The sequence below is a fragment of the Singulisphaera rosea genome (genome assembly GCF_054877945.1).
In genome coordinates, this window is sequence record NZ_JBTYIP020000011.1 from 127,449 (window position 1) to 143,715 (window position 16,267).

The 16,267-nt window shown below is 65.4% G+C and carries 14 protein-coding genes; 7 read left to right on the forward strand and 7 right to left on the reverse strand.

What is annotated here, in order from left to right; translation table 11 throughout:
- Positions 1 to 245 precede the first annotated feature (245 nt).
- The 4 genes from ACYOEI_RS19670 to ACYOEI_RS19685 all read right to left on the reverse strand — a co-directional run bounded on the left by ACYOEI_RS19670 (position 246) and on the right by ACYOEI_RS19685 (position 7,286).
- The gene (locus ACYOEI_RS19670; RefSeq protein ID WP_462851263.1) at positions 246 to 1,244 is read right to left on the reverse strand and encodes a lysophospholipid acyltransferase family protein; all 999 of its coding nucleotides are present in this window, start codon (positions 1,242 to 1,244) and stop codon (positions 246 to 248) included.
- A 161-nt stretch (positions 1,245 to 1,405) separates the two neighbouring features.
- A complete protein-coding gene (locus tag ACYOEI_RS19675) occupies positions 1,406 to 1,663 on the reverse strand; it encodes an acyl carrier protein (RefSeq protein WP_462851264.1) in 258 nt (85 codons plus the stop codon).
- A gap of 701 nt (positions 1,664 to 2,364) precedes the next feature.
- Positions 2,365 to 6,345, reverse strand: coding sequence for a DUF6797 domain-containing protein (locus ACYOEI_RS19680; RefSeq protein WP_462851265.1), 3,981 nt, complete (start codon positions 6,343 to 6,345; stop codon positions 2,365 to 2,367).
- Between the two features lie 224 nt (positions 6,346 to 6,569).
- On the reverse strand, positions 6,570 to 7,286 hold the full coding sequence (locus ACYOEI_RS19685; protein ID WP_462851266.1) for a GntR family transcriptional regulator: 717 nt from the start codon (positions 7,284 to 7,286) through the stop codon (positions 6,570 to 6,572).
- 181 nt (positions 7,287 to 7,467) lie between these two features.
- Between ACYOEI_RS19685 and ACYOEI_RS19690 the strand changes: the two genes are divergently transcribed.
- Together ACYOEI_RS19690 and ACYOEI_RS19695 are read left to right on the forward strand one after the other, a co-directional pair.
- Entirely contained in the window at positions 7,468 to 8,325 is an 858-nt protein-coding gene (locus ACYOEI_RS19690; RefSeq protein WP_462851267.1) for an alpha/beta fold hydrolase, read from the forward strand.
- A gap of 13 nt (positions 8,326 to 8,338) precedes the next feature.
- Positions 8,339 to 9,619, forward strand: a complete 1,281-nt coding sequence (locus ACYOEI_RS19695; RefSeq protein ID WP_462851268.1) for a metal-dependent hydrolase family protein — start codon at positions 8,339 to 8,341, stop codon at positions 9,617 to 9,619.
- Positions 9,620 to 9,812: 193 nt separating this feature from the next.
- Here ACYOEI_RS19695 and ACYOEI_RS19700 read toward each other — a convergent pair whose 3' ends face one another.
- Both ACYOEI_RS19700 and ACYOEI_RS19705 read right to left on the reverse strand, forming a co-directional pair.
- The gene (locus ACYOEI_RS19700) at positions 9,813 to 10,997 is read right to left on the reverse strand and encodes a M24 family metallopeptidase (protein WP_462851269.1); all 1,185 of its coding nucleotides are present in this window, start codon (positions 10,995 to 10,997) and stop codon (positions 9,813 to 9,815) included.
- Between the two features lie 266 nt (positions 10,998 to 11,263).
- A complete protein-coding gene (locus ACYOEI_RS19705) occupies positions 11,264 to 12,271 on the reverse strand; it encodes a methyltransferase (protein WP_462851270.1) in 1,008 nt (335 codons plus the stop codon).
- A gap of 265 nt (positions 12,272 to 12,536) precedes the next feature.
- Between ACYOEI_RS19705 and ACYOEI_RS19710 the strand changes: the two genes are divergently transcribed.
- The 5 genes from ACYOEI_RS19710 (at position 12,537) to ACYOEI_RS19730 (ending at position 14,704) form a co-directional block, all read left to right on the forward strand.
- Positions 12,537 to 12,770 carry a hypervirulence associated TUDOR domain-containing protein gene (locus tag ACYOEI_RS19710; protein WP_462851271.1) on the forward strand — a complete coding sequence of 78 codons (234 nt, stop codon included), beginning with the start codon at positions 12,537 to 12,539 and terminating at the stop codon, positions 12,768 to 12,770.
- On the forward strand, positions 12,767 to 13,123 hold the full coding sequence (locus ACYOEI_RS19715; RefSeq protein ID WP_462851272.1) for a DUF3140 domain-containing protein: 357 nt from the start codon (positions 12,767 to 12,769) through the stop codon (positions 13,121 to 13,123). The genes ACYOEI_RS19710 and ACYOEI_RS19715 overlap by 4 nt, the downstream gene beginning before the upstream one ends.
- Before the next feature lie 40 nt (positions 13,124 to 13,163).
- Positions 13,164 to 13,640: a DUF4385 domain-containing protein gene (locus ACYOEI_RS19720; protein ID WP_462851273.1), complete on the forward strand. Its 477-nt coding sequence runs from the start codon at positions 13,164 to 13,166 to the stop codon at positions 13,638 to 13,640.
- 322 nt (positions 13,641 to 13,962) lie between these two features.
- The gene (locus tag ACYOEI_RS19725; protein ID WP_462851274.1) at positions 13,963 to 14,568 is read left to right on the forward strand and encodes an NAD(P)/FAD-dependent oxidoreductase; all 606 of its coding nucleotides are present in this window, start codon (positions 13,963 to 13,965) and stop codon (positions 14,566 to 14,568) included.
- Complete coding sequence (locus ACYOEI_RS19730) at positions 14,525 to 14,704, forward strand: hypothetical protein (protein ID WP_462851275.1); 180 nt, start codon at positions 14,525 to 14,527, stop codon at positions 14,702 to 14,704. The genes ACYOEI_RS19725 and ACYOEI_RS19730 overlap by 44 nt, the downstream gene beginning before the upstream one ends.
- 12 nt (positions 14,705 to 14,716) lie before the next feature.
- On the opposite strand, the gene ACYOEI_RS19735 is transcribed toward ACYOEI_RS19730, so the two are convergent.
- Entirely contained in the window at positions 14,717 to 16,114 is a 1,398-nt protein-coding gene (locus ACYOEI_RS19735; RefSeq protein WP_462851276.1) for an FAD-dependent oxidoreductase, read from the reverse strand.
- Positions 16,115 to 16,267: the final 153 nt, after the last annotated feature.

The window sequence follows — 16,267 nt, forward strand, 5'->3', positions numbered from 1 at the left end:
ACTTGATGTGGGCGATAAGCGTGATTAGGGGCTGGGTCGCGACTCTCGACACCAAGAATGGCGCGAGCCTTTGCGGCCGAAAAATGGTCTCACGCCCTCGAAATGTAGTAACCGACTGCAAGTTTGCAGAGTCTGTGGATTGCGATGAACCGTGGCAGACTGGAGGCCAAAAATGGAGGATGCGTGAGAGGTCCGAGTGCCTGGGATTCGAGTCAACACCACGATAGTCTGGCCGACCGAATCCGCTATGAACCCTTCTCATTCACGAACGTGGATCGTTGCCGACGTGGCTCGTGGGGGGCTTTGATGGCGGGGAGACGCTTGCCGTGCTCGGCTTCGGACTGCCAGAAGAAGTAGTCGTTGCTCTGCTCGGGGTGTCGGCGGACCTGGTCTTCGAGTTCCTTGAGGGCGCGTTCGACCCACTCGGTGGCGCGGCCTTCGCGGCGGGCGTCGGGGGGGACGTGGAAGGCGTCCAAGAAGTCGAGCTGGAAGGTCCCGTCCTCGTTCATCCGGCAAGAGGCCGGGACCACGGCGGCGCCCGTCATGGCGGCGAGGGTCACCCAGGTCGTCGAGAACGACTCGCGGCGGCCGAGGAACGTCACGTGGGCGGCCTTGGCGTCGCTCCAGCGGACGTCGCAGGCGATCTTCAGGACCATCCCGGCCCGGAGCGCCTTCGACGCATTGTAGACGTTCGAGGCGGCCTCGGCGGTCGCGGCCTTGCGCGAGACGAATAGGCCGTCCTGGCCGACCGGGCCATCGGTCTCGAACTGCGACATCACGTAGGTCGAGACGTTCCGGGGCTTCTCGCCGAGCCAGCGGAGGGGATACTTCTGGCGGAAGAGCCAGTGGGTCATCAGGACGTGCGAGCCGAAGTGGTTGGCGAGGAGGATCACGCCTTTGCCCTCGGCCAGGGCCGAGTCGAGCTGGTCGCGTCCTTGTACCCGGAAGAGGCTGTTGACCCAGGGGTCGGGCCGGCCATCGAGGAGGAGGTCGCGGATCCTCCAGCGGTAGGTCTGTCGGGCCAGGGCCCGGCTGACCTCGCGGTTGTTCCAGGAGCAGCCCAGACGCCTGGCCCCGTCGGCGACGGCCTCGTCGTAGAGGCGCGTCTGATGGGGGATGACGATCAGGTCGAGGCGACCCATGAGGCTCAAGAAGGCGTGCGAGAGCCGGTACGGCGCGCGACGCAGGACCGGGAGGACGACCTGCAAGACGACCTTGTGAACGATCATCCATCGTTGCCACATCGCCTTGCCTGCGCTCCTCTCTGACTTCCCCGAAACGCGGTTCTTCCGAGCTACCGGGTTGACTCATGCGGCGAAATTAATGGTCAGGATCGGGACTTCGCAACCTCCGTCGATCCACCAATTTCGCGACATGAGCTGACCAGGTTTCGGGATGGACGGCCTTACGCCGCCGATTTTCCGATGAGCCGGGACATGTGGTCCATCAGGTCGGAGACGAAGCGGAGATCCTTGACCTCCTTGACGTCGATGCTCACGAGGAAGCGGTCCTCGAGCCGGATCGTGACCGCGACGATGTCGATCGAATCCAGGTTCAGGTCTTCCACGAGCCGAGAGTTGGCATGGATGGGGAGCATCTTCGTGCTCTCCACTTCCGCTCGGATGGAACTGGCAACAGCCTCGAGAAGTTCGGCCTCGGTCACGGATCGACCTCCCGCGCAAGGATTCGCGTGTTCGGGTCTTCGAGGACTCGTCCGCTCGTGGGAAGGATCCTCAGCACCCCGCCGTCTCGACCGGGAACCTCTTTGCTGCAAAGAGACCCCATTTTGGTCGATCGGCCACGCCAATTCGGTTACGTCAACCACACCACCAAGGCCCGCGTCATTCGCCTCGCACATCGTGGAGGCGACGTCGATGGTCCCCGATGAAGGGTGTCTGCGAGGGCGTGATTCTCCCGGGAGTTGGACCGATCGACGGCCACCCAACCGAACCGCGTGCGAGGCTCATGTCGCCCGGGACTTCGATCGGCCGAAGGCTCGGGGGGGACGATTGGCCTCCGAATCGAGGCGGTGCGACGATCGGTGTCGCACCGCGCGATTCGCGGACATGGGGCCGTGGACCGGGCCTCTCTCGGTGTCGAAAACCGTCTGCCTCCGACACCCTCAGCCCTCTATCTCGACAGGTCACGCGACGAACTTGAGGATTCTCAGAGATGTGGGGTTTGTCGCGGTCCTGTCGTCGGGCGAGCGTTCACGCCTCGGTCCTGAACCCGAGTCGAGCACGCCCGGCAAGCTTTGCCGGGCCTCTCGTCCTCGGGCGGCCCCTTTCTAACGACTTTCCCGGATCAGTTGAATGGGGGTTTTGCTGAATTCTCGGTCCTGGCTTGACGCGTCCTCCCTGGGGATCATTCCACGACCATGACGCCGTTCATGACCATCCAGTGTCCGGGGAACGTGCAGAGGAACGGGTATCGCCCCTTGACGGTCGGGGCGAGGAAGGAGATCGAGAACTGGTCGAGGGGGTACACCATGTCGGTGCCGGCGAGGACGTCGTCCGTCTTGGGGATGTAGTGCCGCAAGACGGCTTCGGGGTCGGCGACGATCTTATTCACCAGGTCGCCGACCTTCGCGAGCGTCCCCGGCTTGATCAGGACCCAGTTGTGGGGGACCTGGTCGGGGTTGAGGAACGTCAGCTTGATCGGCTCGCCGGCGCGGACGGTGAAGGTCTTCGTCGCGAAGGTCAGGTTCTTGCCGGCCTCGATTGTGATCGGCCGTGAGTTCGGGATCCCCTTGCGCCACGGGTTCGGGACCGTCTTCGTCGACAAGGCGAGGTCGGAGAGCATCGGATGCGCGGCGATCGTCTTCGCGACCGGCTGATAGCCGGGGATCGCGGTGAAGGGGGCGCCAAGCTTGTGGACGGTGGCGATCAGGTCGCGCGGGGGGCCAGGGTCGACTCGCATGTGCAGGTGCAACTGGTTCACGGGCTGCAGGGCCGGGATTTCGAGGAAGAGGCTCCGGCCGTCGTCGAGCACCGTCGCCGAGCGGATCGCCAGCGGGTCATGGCCGGGCATGCCGGGGTGGCTCGGGGAGAGCTCCGCCGACCCGTAGGCCGCGCCGTAGCGGTAGTTCCAGGCCTGGGCGAGGTGGCTTTTGGGATTCGCCGCGATCGACGGGTCGATCGGGCTCGAGAACGTGACCAACACGCCGTTCTGGTGAGCGTGGAAGGCGACCGGGAGTTGGACGGGGTCGCCCGTGTATCGGACGCGTTGGAAGCAGCCGTCATCCGGGGTATACGTCCCCCAGCCGCCCATGCCGGAGACGTAGAGCTGCCCGTCCTTGGGGTTGAACCGACCCCGGTGGGTGCCCGAGAGGAAGTCGCCGAGCAGGGGGACGATCGCCCCCTGGGACTGGCCGTCGACCTGCTCGCGGAGCAGGAGGAAATGGGTCCCCGTGCCGAAGGAGAGGTGGACCATCTGTCCCTTGAGAGGGCCCCAGCGGTCGCTGGTGACGGTCACCTGGGCGCCGCTCGAGTTGTCGAGCCCGCGGGGGAGGTAGACGAGCGGGAGTTCCGGGGCTTTTCCTTGCTTGGGGCCGCCGTAGCCGTAATGACCACCGGGCTTGATCTCGCAGATCATCGACGCGGGGGTCCATTCCCCCTCGGAGCAGGGGACGGTGATGATTCCATCGGGGGAGAGGCCGAGGCCGTCCGGGTTCCGGAAGCCGGTGGCGAGCACCTCGGCCTTCTTGCCGTCGGCGGGGATCCGGAGGAGCCCTTGCTTGCTCGAGGCGCTGTAGAAGGTCCCCGAGGCGTCGCGCTGGAGCCCCGAGACGAAGTCGTGCCCGCCGGGTGATGTCTCGTAAGTATTGTTCACGCACTCATAATAGTCGGCCTCGCCGTCGCCGTTCAGGTCGTGGAGCCGCGTGATTTGGTCGCGCCCGAGGACGTGGGCGACGCCGTCGGCGATCACCACGCCGAGCGCCTGGTGCAGGCCCGAGGCGAACCGCCGCCAGCGGACGTGCGCGAGCGACTCGTCGAGGCCCTCCACCCGCCAGATATCTCCCTGCATCGTGCTGATCATGGCCGTGCCGTCGGGGAAGAAGTCGTGGTCGCCGAAGTAGAAGAGGGCGTTCCAGGGATTCTTGAGCGGGCGCACGATCGTGTCGACGGCGTAGGGGCGGCCGTCGCCGAGCGTCCCTTTCGTCTCGAGCGTCTGGGGCCACTGCGGCGATCCCCCTCGGGTCAAGCTCGCGAGCGGGTGATCCTTCGCGGGACCGACGAGCCGGGTGAACTTGCCTCCTTCGACCCAGGGGGCGTCGAGCATCTCGACGTCGCCCACGCGGTACGAGAAGACGATGCGCTTGCCGTTGCGGTAGAAGCCGTGATAGGTGAACGGGCCGGTCGGGGCCTTCCCCTCGGGGCGGGGCAGGGCGGTCCCGTCCATGTTGAGGCCGTCCATGAAGCCGTGGCGGACCTTCGAGAACCGGACGAAGCCCCCTTGCCAGACGGCCTCGAACTGGAGCGTCTCGGGGTTGAAGCACGCGGCCATCTCCCCGTTCTCGCCGAGCCGGACGCAGACGCCCTTGGGCACGGTCACGCCGTCGCCTCGGAAGACGCCCGAGAGGACCGTGCCGAGGTCGGTCTGGTTCCAGCGCTCCGAGGCCCACGTCCCCTCGTTCTGGTTCCCCCAGTGCCCCAACGTGCCGCCGTCGAGGCCGGGGAATTGCGGCAGGATCGGCGGTAAGCTCGGCCGCTTGACGAAGTACTCGGCCTCTTTCGCGTAGAAGTCGTAGATGCGATCCCGGTTTACGGGATGCTTATGATTCGGCCATTGGGCCGGTTCGATCGGGGTTTTCTCGAACGGGAATGCGACCGGGGCGTGGATGTGATGGAGACGCTCCGCGGCGCTCGTCCCCTCGGGATGACCGAGCTCGATCAAGAAGCGGAACAGGTCCCGTCGCTGGTCTTGCGACATGGACGCGGCCAGGCCCTCGGGCATCAAGGTCCCGACGACTCGGGCGTCCTCGATCTCGGCCTTCGGGATCGTGACGGTCTCGCCGTTCGCGGCGTCCTTCAGGGTCAGGGCCTTGTCCGTCTCGCCGAGTTTATACCCCTGGATCGTCCTCCCGTCCAAGGTCGCCACGACCGTCGCCGAGAAGTTCTCTTTGACTTGCCGCGTGGGCCAGAGGACCGACTCGACGGTTTGTTCGGGCGTCAGGCAGCGGCCGACCGCCGAGAGGTCTGGGCCGATCGTCCCGCCTTGCGTCCCGACCTTGTGGCACGTCAGGCAGCCGAAGCGGGCGTCCGCGAAGACCTCGGCCCCCCGCGCGGCGTCTCCCTTGGACTTGGCCTCTTCGACGAGCTTCGTGGCCATCTCCGGGCGGTACGCGAGCGCGTCGACCGGCGCCGGCGATGCGGGCGCGACGGCCCCTTGCGGGCCTTCGGTCGGGGTATACGTACGGGGCTTCGGCTTCGGTCCCGGGGCCTTGCCCTCGAGCTGCGGGACGAGCCAGTCGAGGCCGTCGAGGTTGTCGTGGAGCCGCTCCTCGGCGTCGTCCATCGTGTGCCCGAGGATCCCGATCGGTCCCTTGTAGCCGCTCGCCTGGATCGTCTTCAGCAGGTCGAGATCGAGCGTCCCCTGGCCTAATGGGAGGATCTTCTTGCCGACCTTGTCACCCCCCGGGACCATCCCGTTGAGGTTCAACGCCACGAGGTAGGGCTTCATCTTCTGCAAGAGGGCGGGGAAGCGGTCGAGGTGGTCGTGGCCGTGGTGGAGGTTGTAAACCATGCCGACGTTGGTGACCCCCTCCTTCTTCAGCCGCTCGATGATCTCGATCTGGTTCTCGGGTTCGCCGAACCAACCCCCGTGGTTGTAGAGGGCGAGGGAGCAATGGATCGCCTCCGCCTCCTCCGCCAGCGGCTTGAGCTTCGCGACCGCCGCCGAGACCCGGCGCTCTTGCTCGGCACCCGAGACGCGGTCGGGCCCGAAGTCGAGGAGCACCCAGAGTTGAGTCTCGACCTTGTGACGCTTGAGTACGTCGAGGATGATCCGAGACTCCCGGTTCAGCTCCCCGGGCGCGACCCAGAACGCGTCGAGCGAGACGCCGTGCTTCTTCAGGGCGTCGATCTCGGCATCGAAGGTGGGGATGTGCTCGGCACGCCAGTCATAAGCGAACCGCTTGAAACCGAGCTTCTCGAGCATCGCCGCCCGCTCCTCGGGCCCGCGCTTCTTGGAGTCGAACGGGACGATGCACCAGGCGACGAGGTTGTCCCTCGAGAAGAGCGGGGTCTCCGCAATTGCGAACGCCGGGGCGAGCCCGCAGGAGAACAGGAGCCCGATCAGAGCCAGGCGGCCAGCCCCGGTCGTTCGGAGAGGTTGAGATTTCATCAAGGGATCCCTATGAGAACAGGGTGAGTACGCACGCCTCTGGGGCAGGCCCGATACCGGTCGTTCGGCCGTGCGGGGAACGATAGGCCCCGAAACCCGGTTGATTCTTATAAAACCGGGTTTCTGACCCGATCGTCGTCGACGTCTCCTTGCGGGGAGTCGTCGTGCCTCCGCACAGAAACCCGGTTTATAAGAATAAACCGGGTTGCGGGACGAGTTCTAACCTAACGCGGTGCAGGGTCGTCGGCCATGCTCGACCCCTCGACGGCTTGCCGATCGAGTTCGGCGAGGACGGACTTCAACCTGGCCTCGATGTGGGCGGCCATCTGCTTGCGGGCGGCCTTCGGATCACGGGCGACGAAGGCGTCGAGGATCCGTCGGTGCTCGTCGAGAGCGGCGCGGAGGTTCGCGGGGGCTCCGCTCATCCGGCAGAAGGCGCGGACGAGGTTGCGGTACTTGCGGATTTCGGCCTGGAGCCGCCGGTTGCCGCAGGCCGCCGCGACCTCGTCGTGGAATCGGATATCGAACGCGATGGCCCGAGTCGCCCAATTCGCCGACGTCTTGGCGGATTCGAGCCGGCGAGCCTCGCGGTCGAGCTCGGCGAGTGCCTCGAGGCCGAGGTCCTTGGCGGCCCGCTCGGCGGCGGCCGGTTCGAGCAGGAGCCGCATCTCGTAGATCTCGACGACCTCGCGTGGGGAGAACCGAGCGACCCTGGCCTGCCTGCCGGACAACTGCTCGATGAGCCCGTCGGCCGCGAGTGCGAGCAAGGCCTCGTGGACCGGCGTCCGGCTGACGCCGAGCTCGGCCGCGAGGGCGACCTCGCTGAGCTCGCTCCCGGCGGCCAGGCGACCTCCCACGATCGACTCGAGCAGCCGCTGATACGCGAGCTCGGCCAGGGATGTCCGGGCCAGGGGAGACGCTTCAGAGATCGGGCCGGCCATTCGAGACGCTCCGGGCCGAGACATCGTCTGCATTCGAGGGACGCCGGCCGCTTGACAATCGCGGGGTGGGGGTCTAGATTCCATGCTGCATGCAGGATGCACCATACGAGAGGCCCGGCCCCTTTGTCAATCAACCACCCGAGGGGCCGGGAGGGTCGCCACAAGATCTCGAGTACCGCCAATGCGCGAGCAGGCCACGGAAACGTCGGCGGGGGTGCGCCTCAACGTCGCGGTCGGGGAACGGCCCAACCCTCCCCTCGTCCTGCTCCACGGCGTCACCCGACGCTGGCAGGACTGGCTGACATTGACGCCCTTCCTCGAGCCGACCTGGCGTGTCTACGGGGTCGACTTCCGGGGCCACGGGCGGTCCTCAAGGACCCCCGGGGCCTACCGGATGGCCGACTACGTGCCCGACGTCGTCGACCTCCTCCGACGCGAGCTCGACGAGCCGGCCGTGATCATCGGCCACTCGCTCGGCGGGAACGTCGCCGCATCTGTCGCCGCCGAGGCCCCCGACCGGGTCCGCGCGATCGTGCTCGAAGACCCTCCGCTGGAGATGGCCGGCCCTCGACTCGGCGAGACGACGTTGACCGAGACGTTCCAGGCGTTCGTTCAACATGCCGGCTCGACTCGTCCCGTCGCCGAGATCGCCGCCGAGCTGGCCGAGGCCCGCGTCCCGGCTCCCGGACGTACCCGGATCGTTCGGATGGGCGACGTCCGCGACGCGGTCTCGCTCCGTGCAACCGCCGCCGGCCTCAAACAACTCGATCCCGAGGTGCTCGCGTCTCCACTGGAGGGGCGTTGGCTCGACGGGTTCGACGTCCCGGCGATCCTCGGGCGCATCGCCTGCCCGACCTTGCTGATCCAGGCGGATTTCGCCGTCGGGGGGCTGCTCCCCGACGACTATGCGAAGGCGATGGCCTCGCTCGTCCGTGCCGGCGTCCACGTCAAGCTGCCCGGTGTCGGCCATAACGTCCACACGACGGCGCACGAGGCGATGGTGCGCCTGGTGATCCCCTTCCTCGGCTCGCTGGAATAACGAGGCCCCGACCATGAAGACCGCGCGAGGCGTGACCCTGATCGCGAACGGACAGCTCCTCGACGGCACGGGTGCCCCGCCCTTGCGCGACGCGGCCGTGGTCGTCCGGGACGGCAAGATCGCCTATGCCGGCCCCGCCGCCGGGGCCCCCGAAGTGCCTCCCGACTCGGGCCGTATCGATGCCAACGGCGGCACGATCATGCCGGGCCTCGTCGAGGCCCACTTCCACCCGACCTACTTCGACGTCGCCGAGCTTGCCGACCTCGACATCAAGTACCCGGTCGAGTACGTGACGATACTCGCCTCGTGCAACGCCAAGCTCGCCCTCGAGTGCGGCTACACCTCGGCCCGGAGCGGCGGCAGCCTGCACAACATCGACGTCTGGCTCAAGAAGGCGATCGAAGAAGACCTGATCCCGGGACCACGACTCGCCGCCAACGGCCGCGAGATCTGCGGCGCCGGGGGCTTGATGGATTGGAACTCCGAACACCTCAAGCTCGGCATGGAGGGGTTGATCCTCCTGATCAACGGCCGCGACGATGCCCGCAAGGCCGTGCGCAAGCTCGTCAAGGACGGCGTCGAGTGGATCAAGACCTACCCCACCGGCGACGCCGCCGCCCCCGATACCGCCGACCACCACACCCTCTGCATGACCTTCGAGGAGATGGAAGCGGTTGTCTCCGAGGCGCACAACTATCACCGCAAGGTCACCGGCCACTGTCGCGCCAACCTGGGAATCAAGAACGCCCTCCGTGCCGGCTTCGATTGTCTCGAGCACGGCACGTTCATGGACCAGGAGGCCCTCGACCTCCTCCTCGAGCGCGACGTCCCCGTCGTCCCTGCGCTCCAGTTCGAGCACGCGAGCATCGAGTACGGCCCCCGCTTCGGCATGCCCTCCCGGGTCATCGACGGGCACCGGGAGACTCTGGAAGGAGGCGCCGAGAGCGCCCGGATGATCCTCAAAGCCGGTGGGCGGCTCGGCATGGGGGGCGACTACGGCTTCGCCTGGAACCCCCACGGCGACTACGCCAAAGAGCTGACCTTCTTCGTCAACTACGTCGGCTTCACCCCCATGGAAACGATCGTCTGCGCGACCAAAAATGGCGCCGAGATCATGGGCCGCGGCCACGAATTCGGCACCCTCGAGCCCGCCAAGCTCGCCGACATCCTCATCGTCGACGGCGACCCCCTCGCCGACATCGCCCTCCTCGAAGACCGCTCCCGATTCCTCGCCGTCATGCAAGGGGGCATTGTTAAGGCGGGAAGGCTTTGTGGAGTAGACAGTAGACAGTAGACAGTAGGCAGTAGAAAGCATGCGAACAAAAGTTGTCTACTGCCTTCTCCTCGCATTTGGAGTGCGCCCCGACTCTTCAACTCTCCAGTTGGCCTGTTTTAGCCAGTGATTGGCACGAGACCAAATGCTGGTTTCTCGTTTCTTCTGCTGTCTGCTGTCTACTGTTTACTGTTTCCTGTCTACTCCTCATCGTCTACCCCTTGAGAATCGCCAAGACCTCTGTCTGGAGCCCCCCCGTGACGTGGACTTGTCCGTCTGCGGCGATGTAGACGTTGATTTCGCTGCGGATGCCGAATTCGGGGAGGTAGATGCCGGGCTCGATGGAGAAACACGTGCGGGGGAGGACCAGGCGCTCGTCGTGGGTCTCGAGGTTGTCCATGTTGGCGCCGTTGCCGTGGGTCTCCTGGCCGATGTTGTGGCCGGTGCGGTGGATGAAGAATTTGCCGTAGCCGGCCTGCTCGATGACCTGGCGGGCGGCGTCGTCGACCTCCCAGCCTTGAAGCGGCCGGCCGGCCGCGAAGGCGTCGCGGACGAGGGCGATGGCGGCGTCCCGTGCGCGGGCGACGACCTGGAAGACGGCCTCGTACTCGGCGGGGACCTCTTCGCCGACGTACCCGACTCGGGTCAGGTCGCTATACACCGCGCGGGGCTTGTCGAGCTTGGCCCAGAGGTCGATCAGGACGAAGTCGCCTTGTTTTATCGGGGTGTCGGTCCTCGGGTCGGGCTCGAAGTGGGGGTCGCCGCTGTGGGGGCCCACGCCGACGATTGGGCCGTGGTCGGTGGTCAGGCCATTGGCCCGGAAATGGTCCAAAATCGCCTTCTGGACCTCGCACTCCCCGACCGTCCCGCCGTTTCGGGTCCGCTCGGCGATCAGGCCCCAGGCCACGTCATAGGCGGCCTTCGTCTGGGCCTCGGCCTGGAGGTGCATCGCCCACTGGTCGTCGTCCCAGGCCGCTTCAAAAAGCTGGATGAGGTCGCCCGAGGAGGCAACCTCGGGGACGAGGCTCCGCACGAGCTCGACGGTCCCGGCGTCGACCCGGGCGATGTACGGGTTGGCGTTGCGTGGGGAGTATTCCATGGCCACGCGTGACATCCCGTCCAGGAGTCCGGCCAATCCCGCCTCGAGCTCCTGCCAGCGGAGGTAGACCGTCGCCTCGCCGGGGAGGTGGTCGAGCGCCCCGGCTTCGATCCGGTGGACGAGCTTCCTGGGAGGGCCCTCGGCGGGGATCGCGTAGAAGACGCGGCGGGTGCCGCCGGGCTTGCCCTCGAGGTCGAGGACCCGGCGTGCCAGCACGTTGCCGCCTCGGAAGTCGCAGAGGAGCCAGCCGTCGAAGCCGAATTGGCGGAGCGCCGCCTGGATCGCGGGGAGGTTGAACATAAAGGAACCCTGGTTCTTGGGCGTCGAGCGGACGGACCGAGCCTGGTTGCCGTCGGCCTCCGACCAGTCTCGCCGCCTCTCGAGGAAAACACAACCGATGCGGGCCGGTCGCAGCGACGGCCTGGAAGCTGTCCCGAAACCTGTTTTTTTCTTAAAAACGGGTTTCTGACGCCCGCGACATCGACAACCCCTCCTGAGTTGTCGTCGTCGACTCCTGCAGAAACCCGTTTTTAAGAGAAAACCAGGTTTCGGGACAGGTTTTCAGCTCAGGCTTTCACGCCTTCGATGACGCTGACGTCGGCGGCGGTCGGCACGATCTTGGTGAGGCGGAAGCCCGAGGCGGCGAATAGCTCGCGATACTCGTCCTCGGTACGCTCCTGGCCGCCGGGAATGAGGAGCATCGTCAGGTCGAGGACCTTACCGAACGAGGGGTCGTTGCCGGGGGCGATCACGCTTTCGACCACCAGGAGCCTCGCGCCGGTGTCCATCGCGTCGTGGACGTTCTTGAGGATCGTCCTGGACTTCTCGTCATCCCAGTCGTGGATGATGTGGCGGAGGAAATAGACGTCGGCGCCCCCGGGGACGGACTCGAAGAAGCTGCCGCCGACGGCCTCGTACCGGCCGGAGAGCCCGGCCGCGTCGAGTTCCTGGCTTCCTTGCTCGACCACCCCGGGGAGATCATAAAGGATCCCCTTGATCGTGGGGTGTCTCGTCAGGATGCCGGCGAGCGTGCTCCCGTTGCCGCCGCCGACGTCGGCCACGACCTCGACGCCGGCGAGGTCATAGGCGTCGAGGAATGCCGCGGTTTCCCGCCCGTGGATGCTCGTCATGGCGGCGTCGAAGATCCTCGCCTGCTCGGGGCGCTCGGCGAGGTAGTCGAAGATCGGTTGGCCGTGGATCTTCTCGAAGGCGGTCTTCCCCGTCTTCACGCTCCAGAGGAGGTCGCCCCAGGCGCGGTACTGCTCCTCGCCCGCCATGAGCGCCAGAGCCCTTTGCGAGCCAGGCCCGAGGGTGCGGAGGCACTCGGCCATCGGCGTGAGCGAGAACTGTCGGCCTTCGCCCTCGGAGAAGATCCCCAGGCTGGCCAGAGCCCGGAGCAATCGATAGAGCGAGGGACCATGCGACTCGGACGCCTCGGCGAGCTTCTCGGCGGTCCGGGGACCGTCCTCCAGCAAGTCGGCGACCCCGAGCTTGGCGGCCACATAAATGGCTTGCGCGATCCAACTCGCGGTCACCATCCCGGCGACCTTCTCTTGGGGCGAAGGTTCGGACATATTCGTCTCCGACTCGGCGTTGGAAGGTCGTCTCGTTGGGATTTGCAGCGAAGATACCGGCGGGCCGTTGCCGTAGCCAGGGACTCCCGAATCGCCCGTCTCAGTAGGAGGTGAGATAGCCATGCGGGATTCCAATGTCCCGGTGCAAATCTCCACGCGATTCCGGTGCCTTTCGCCGAGGCGATCGGCTTGGCACGGGAGTCGCAATTGGAGGGAGGGGAGCAGAGGCTGAACTCGACCGCTCGATCTTTCGGAGGCATCATCGATGTCCGACTCCTTGAAGCCCGGCGATCGCGTGAAATGGAAGTCATCCCAGGGCACGGTGACGGGCAAGGTGAAGCAGAAACTCGTCAAGCCGACCGACATCAAGGATCACCATGTCGCGGCCTCGCCGGAGAATCCTGAATACCTGGTGGAGAGCGAGAAGACGGGGGCGCAGGTGGCACACAAGCCGGAATCGCTGAAGAAGGTGGCCAAAAAGTCGGGAGGACGTCCATGAGCCTCGACGAACCCGATCAGGTCATCTCCGACTTCAAGGAGGCGGTCAACATGACCGCCCATCGGTTGGAGGAATGGCTCCGGACGGCGGAGTCGAAGACGGTCGGCGACAAGAACGAAGGCAAGGGCGAATCCGTCGGGCATCACTCGGGGCGTCGGATCGTCGAGATCCTGGGGAAGGAAAAGTCTGACTACGATGACGACGACCTCCGCCACATGACCAAGGTCGTTGGCTATGTCCATCGTCACCTGGCCCAGAGACCCGAAGGAGACGTCGAGGAGACACCTTGGCGGTACTCGCTCATGAACTGGGGGCACGACCCGCTGAAAGAGAAGGCCAAGTCGTCGAAGTGATGAGCCTCGAACTCCAATCGCGAACGATCCAATCCCTGATATGAGCAAGCCCAGCTACGTAAACTTCGACAAGGACTCCTACCACTGGCGGCCCGACGTGGATTATCGCGCTCACCCGGAGTCTTACCGTGTGGGGAAAGGCGAACAGGGTGTCCTCATCTGCGAGCCGTACAAAGGGGAGCTCGTGCCTCTCTGGCGGTTCAAGACGCCCGAGATCGCCGAGGCGAGCAGCCGGGCCATCTATAAGAAGTTCCTCGCCTACCTCCGGCAGAAAGATTTCGTCGGCGCGGACATGGCCCGCAAATTCCTCCAGATGGGCTTCACCCGCGCACGCCGCTACACGAACTACAAGGGGGGGCGGAAGTATGACCCCACCGACCAGCACCCGCTCGAAAAGGGCACGGGCGACCCCGTGAAGGCCGAGTCGGCCCGGATCTTCTTCGACGCCTGGAAGAAAGCCGAGGCGAAGACGAGGTACGCCCGGATGAAGGCCGAGTGGAAGGCGAAATATGGATAACTCTGGACGGTGGCCCTTAGCCTGGCGCGGGCATGCGGTCGAACATGTCTCGAAACCTGTTTTTTCTTAAAAAACGGGTTTCTGCGGGAGTCGACGGCATCCGGGGGGGGGATTGTCGATGTCGCGGGCGTCAGGAACCCGTTTTTTAAGAAAGAAACAGGTTTCGGAACCGACTCTCATTGCTCGGCATCGTCCCCAGGCCGTGAATCATAAATTTGCTTAAATTGATAATTGGCGATGCATGGTTCGAAAGTTCGACGTCTTCACCCACCCACCCCGACCGCGTTGCGAGCGGCGGCTTTCAACCGCCGAGTGATTGCCGATGGATCTGCGCTCGGGTCAGCCGTTCTGGCCGTTGAAGGATGGGCTCCCGGGGAGCTATCCCGCCTTGAGTCGGGAGGAATCCTGCGAGGTCGTCATCATCGGAGGCGGGATCACGGACGCGCTCATCGCCTACCACCTCGCGGAGGAGGGGGTCGACATCGTCCTCCTCGACAAACGTGACGTCGGCATGGGCTGCACGGCCGCGAGCACCTCGCTGCTCCAGTATGAGATCGATACGGAGCTCGCGGACCGCGTCAAGCGAGTGGGGGAAGCGGATGCCGTGAGGGCCTACTGGCTTGGCCTCGAGGCGATCACTCGGGTCGAGGAATTGGTGGGACGCCTCGGCGACGACTGCGGGTTCACGCGGCGGGCCAGCCTGTATCTGGCGAGCAAGTCGTCCCACGTCTCGAAGCTTCAGAGCGAGCACGATTGCCGCAGGCGATTTGGCTTCGACGTCGAATATCTCGCGCCGGACCGGATCCGGGAGGAATACGGATTCTCGGCACCGGCGGCCATCCTCTCGACGGGCGACGCCGAGATCGACGCTTTCCGGCTCACGCATGCCCTCCTGCGTCGCTGTCGAAGTCTGGGACTACAGCCCTGAGCGACCGGACGACTATTTCGCCCAGGGCTACGGCGGCAAAGGGATCACGATGAGTGTCATCGCCGCGCGGCTCATCGCCGACGACTTCCTCGAACGGCCGAACCGAGACGCCCACATCTTCCGGTTCGGCCGCTGATGCTTCGCCCGGTCATTCCTCCTCGTCGAGTGAGACGGGTTCCAGGGGAGACTCGGCGGGGCCCGCGAGCACATGGCCATTGGGCTTGAAACGGGAGCCGTGACACGGGCAATCCCAGGTCGATTCGGTCTTATTCCAGCTCACGAGGCAGCCCAGGTGGGTGCAGATCGGCGACAGCGTCACCAGTTTCCCCTTCGGGTCGCGATACGCCGCCACGCGCCGGCCCTTGAGCGTGAGGATCTTCCCCATCCCCGGCTTGAGGCCGCGAGTCGTGTTGCCCTCCGTCGATGAGAGCCGGTCCTTGATCATGTAGTAGGGATGGTCCAGGTTCTCGCGGAGATAGTCCCAGGTGCTGCTCAGCTTCTTGCGATGGACGTCGAAGAGGTCGCGCCAGGGGTTCTTCATCCGCCGGGCCGCATCGCAGGCCATCATGGCGGCCAAGGTGCCGAACGTCATGCCGTTCCCCGCGAAGCCCGTCGCGGCGAACTGGCGCTCGGAGGTCTCGCCGATAAGTGGCAGCCCGTCGTTGGTCTCCACCACCTGGCCCGACCATTGGTAGTTGATCTCTCCCTCGGGCAAGAGCGCCTCGAGGCTTTGGGCCAGTGCACGAAAGCAGCCCTCCGGGTCGTCTTCCTGGCCCGTCTTGTGGTCCTCGCCCCCGAGGATGACGAAGACGTGGCGGGGATGTTCGTCGGCCCTCAGGTAGTGATAGGGGCTTGCCGTATCCCAGAAGAGCGCCTCGGGGATTGCGCCTCGCTTCGCCTTCACGCCGATCGCGTAGCTCGAGTACGACGCGAGCTTCGACTGGAAGAGCGCGGCGCTGACCTGGCCCGCCTTGCCCATGAGCGGCACGTGGGTGGCGATGACGAGGTAATGGCAATGGATCGAATGGCCGTTCGCCTTGACGACGAGCGGGTCATCCTCGACCTCCGTGACTTCGGTGTGCTCGAAGATGTGGGATGGCTTTCCGGGGATCTGATCGAGCAGCCTGGCGAGATATTTTAATGGGTGGAACTTGGCCTGGTTGGGAACGCGAACACCAGGAGTGCCGACGAACGGGACCGACCCCAGGAACTCCATCTCGAAACCGAGCTCCCGACCGAGCTCGGCGTCCTGTTTCCGACGTTCCCTTTCGTCCCCGGCGTCGGCCCCGCCCGCGGCATGGAGGTAGCCGGGGACTCGGATACGGCGTATTGGCCATTGGGCCTCCGGTCGACTTGTGTCGGAGATGTCGGGCGTTAGGTTTTGCGATTCGTTAGAGCGGCAAACGGTTGGGTTGCACACGGTACGGCGTGTCTGTGACCCGAGAGCGGAGGCGAAAACGGGGACTGGCTCCGCAGCGAAGCGCAGGTGCCTGTCCCCGTTTCCGCCGCAGCGGACGGCGACGGCCCGGAAAATGGGGACAGGCACCCGGCCTCCATGTTCATTCGCGAAAACCCCAGCCTGATCCTGCCGAGAGCCAGTCCCCGTTTTCCTCCGACGTGCGCAACGCGTGCGTGATCCGCTCTAGGTCGGGATGCGAGCGGTCGGTGTTCCGCCCGAAGGCCTATCTGTACGATCGGC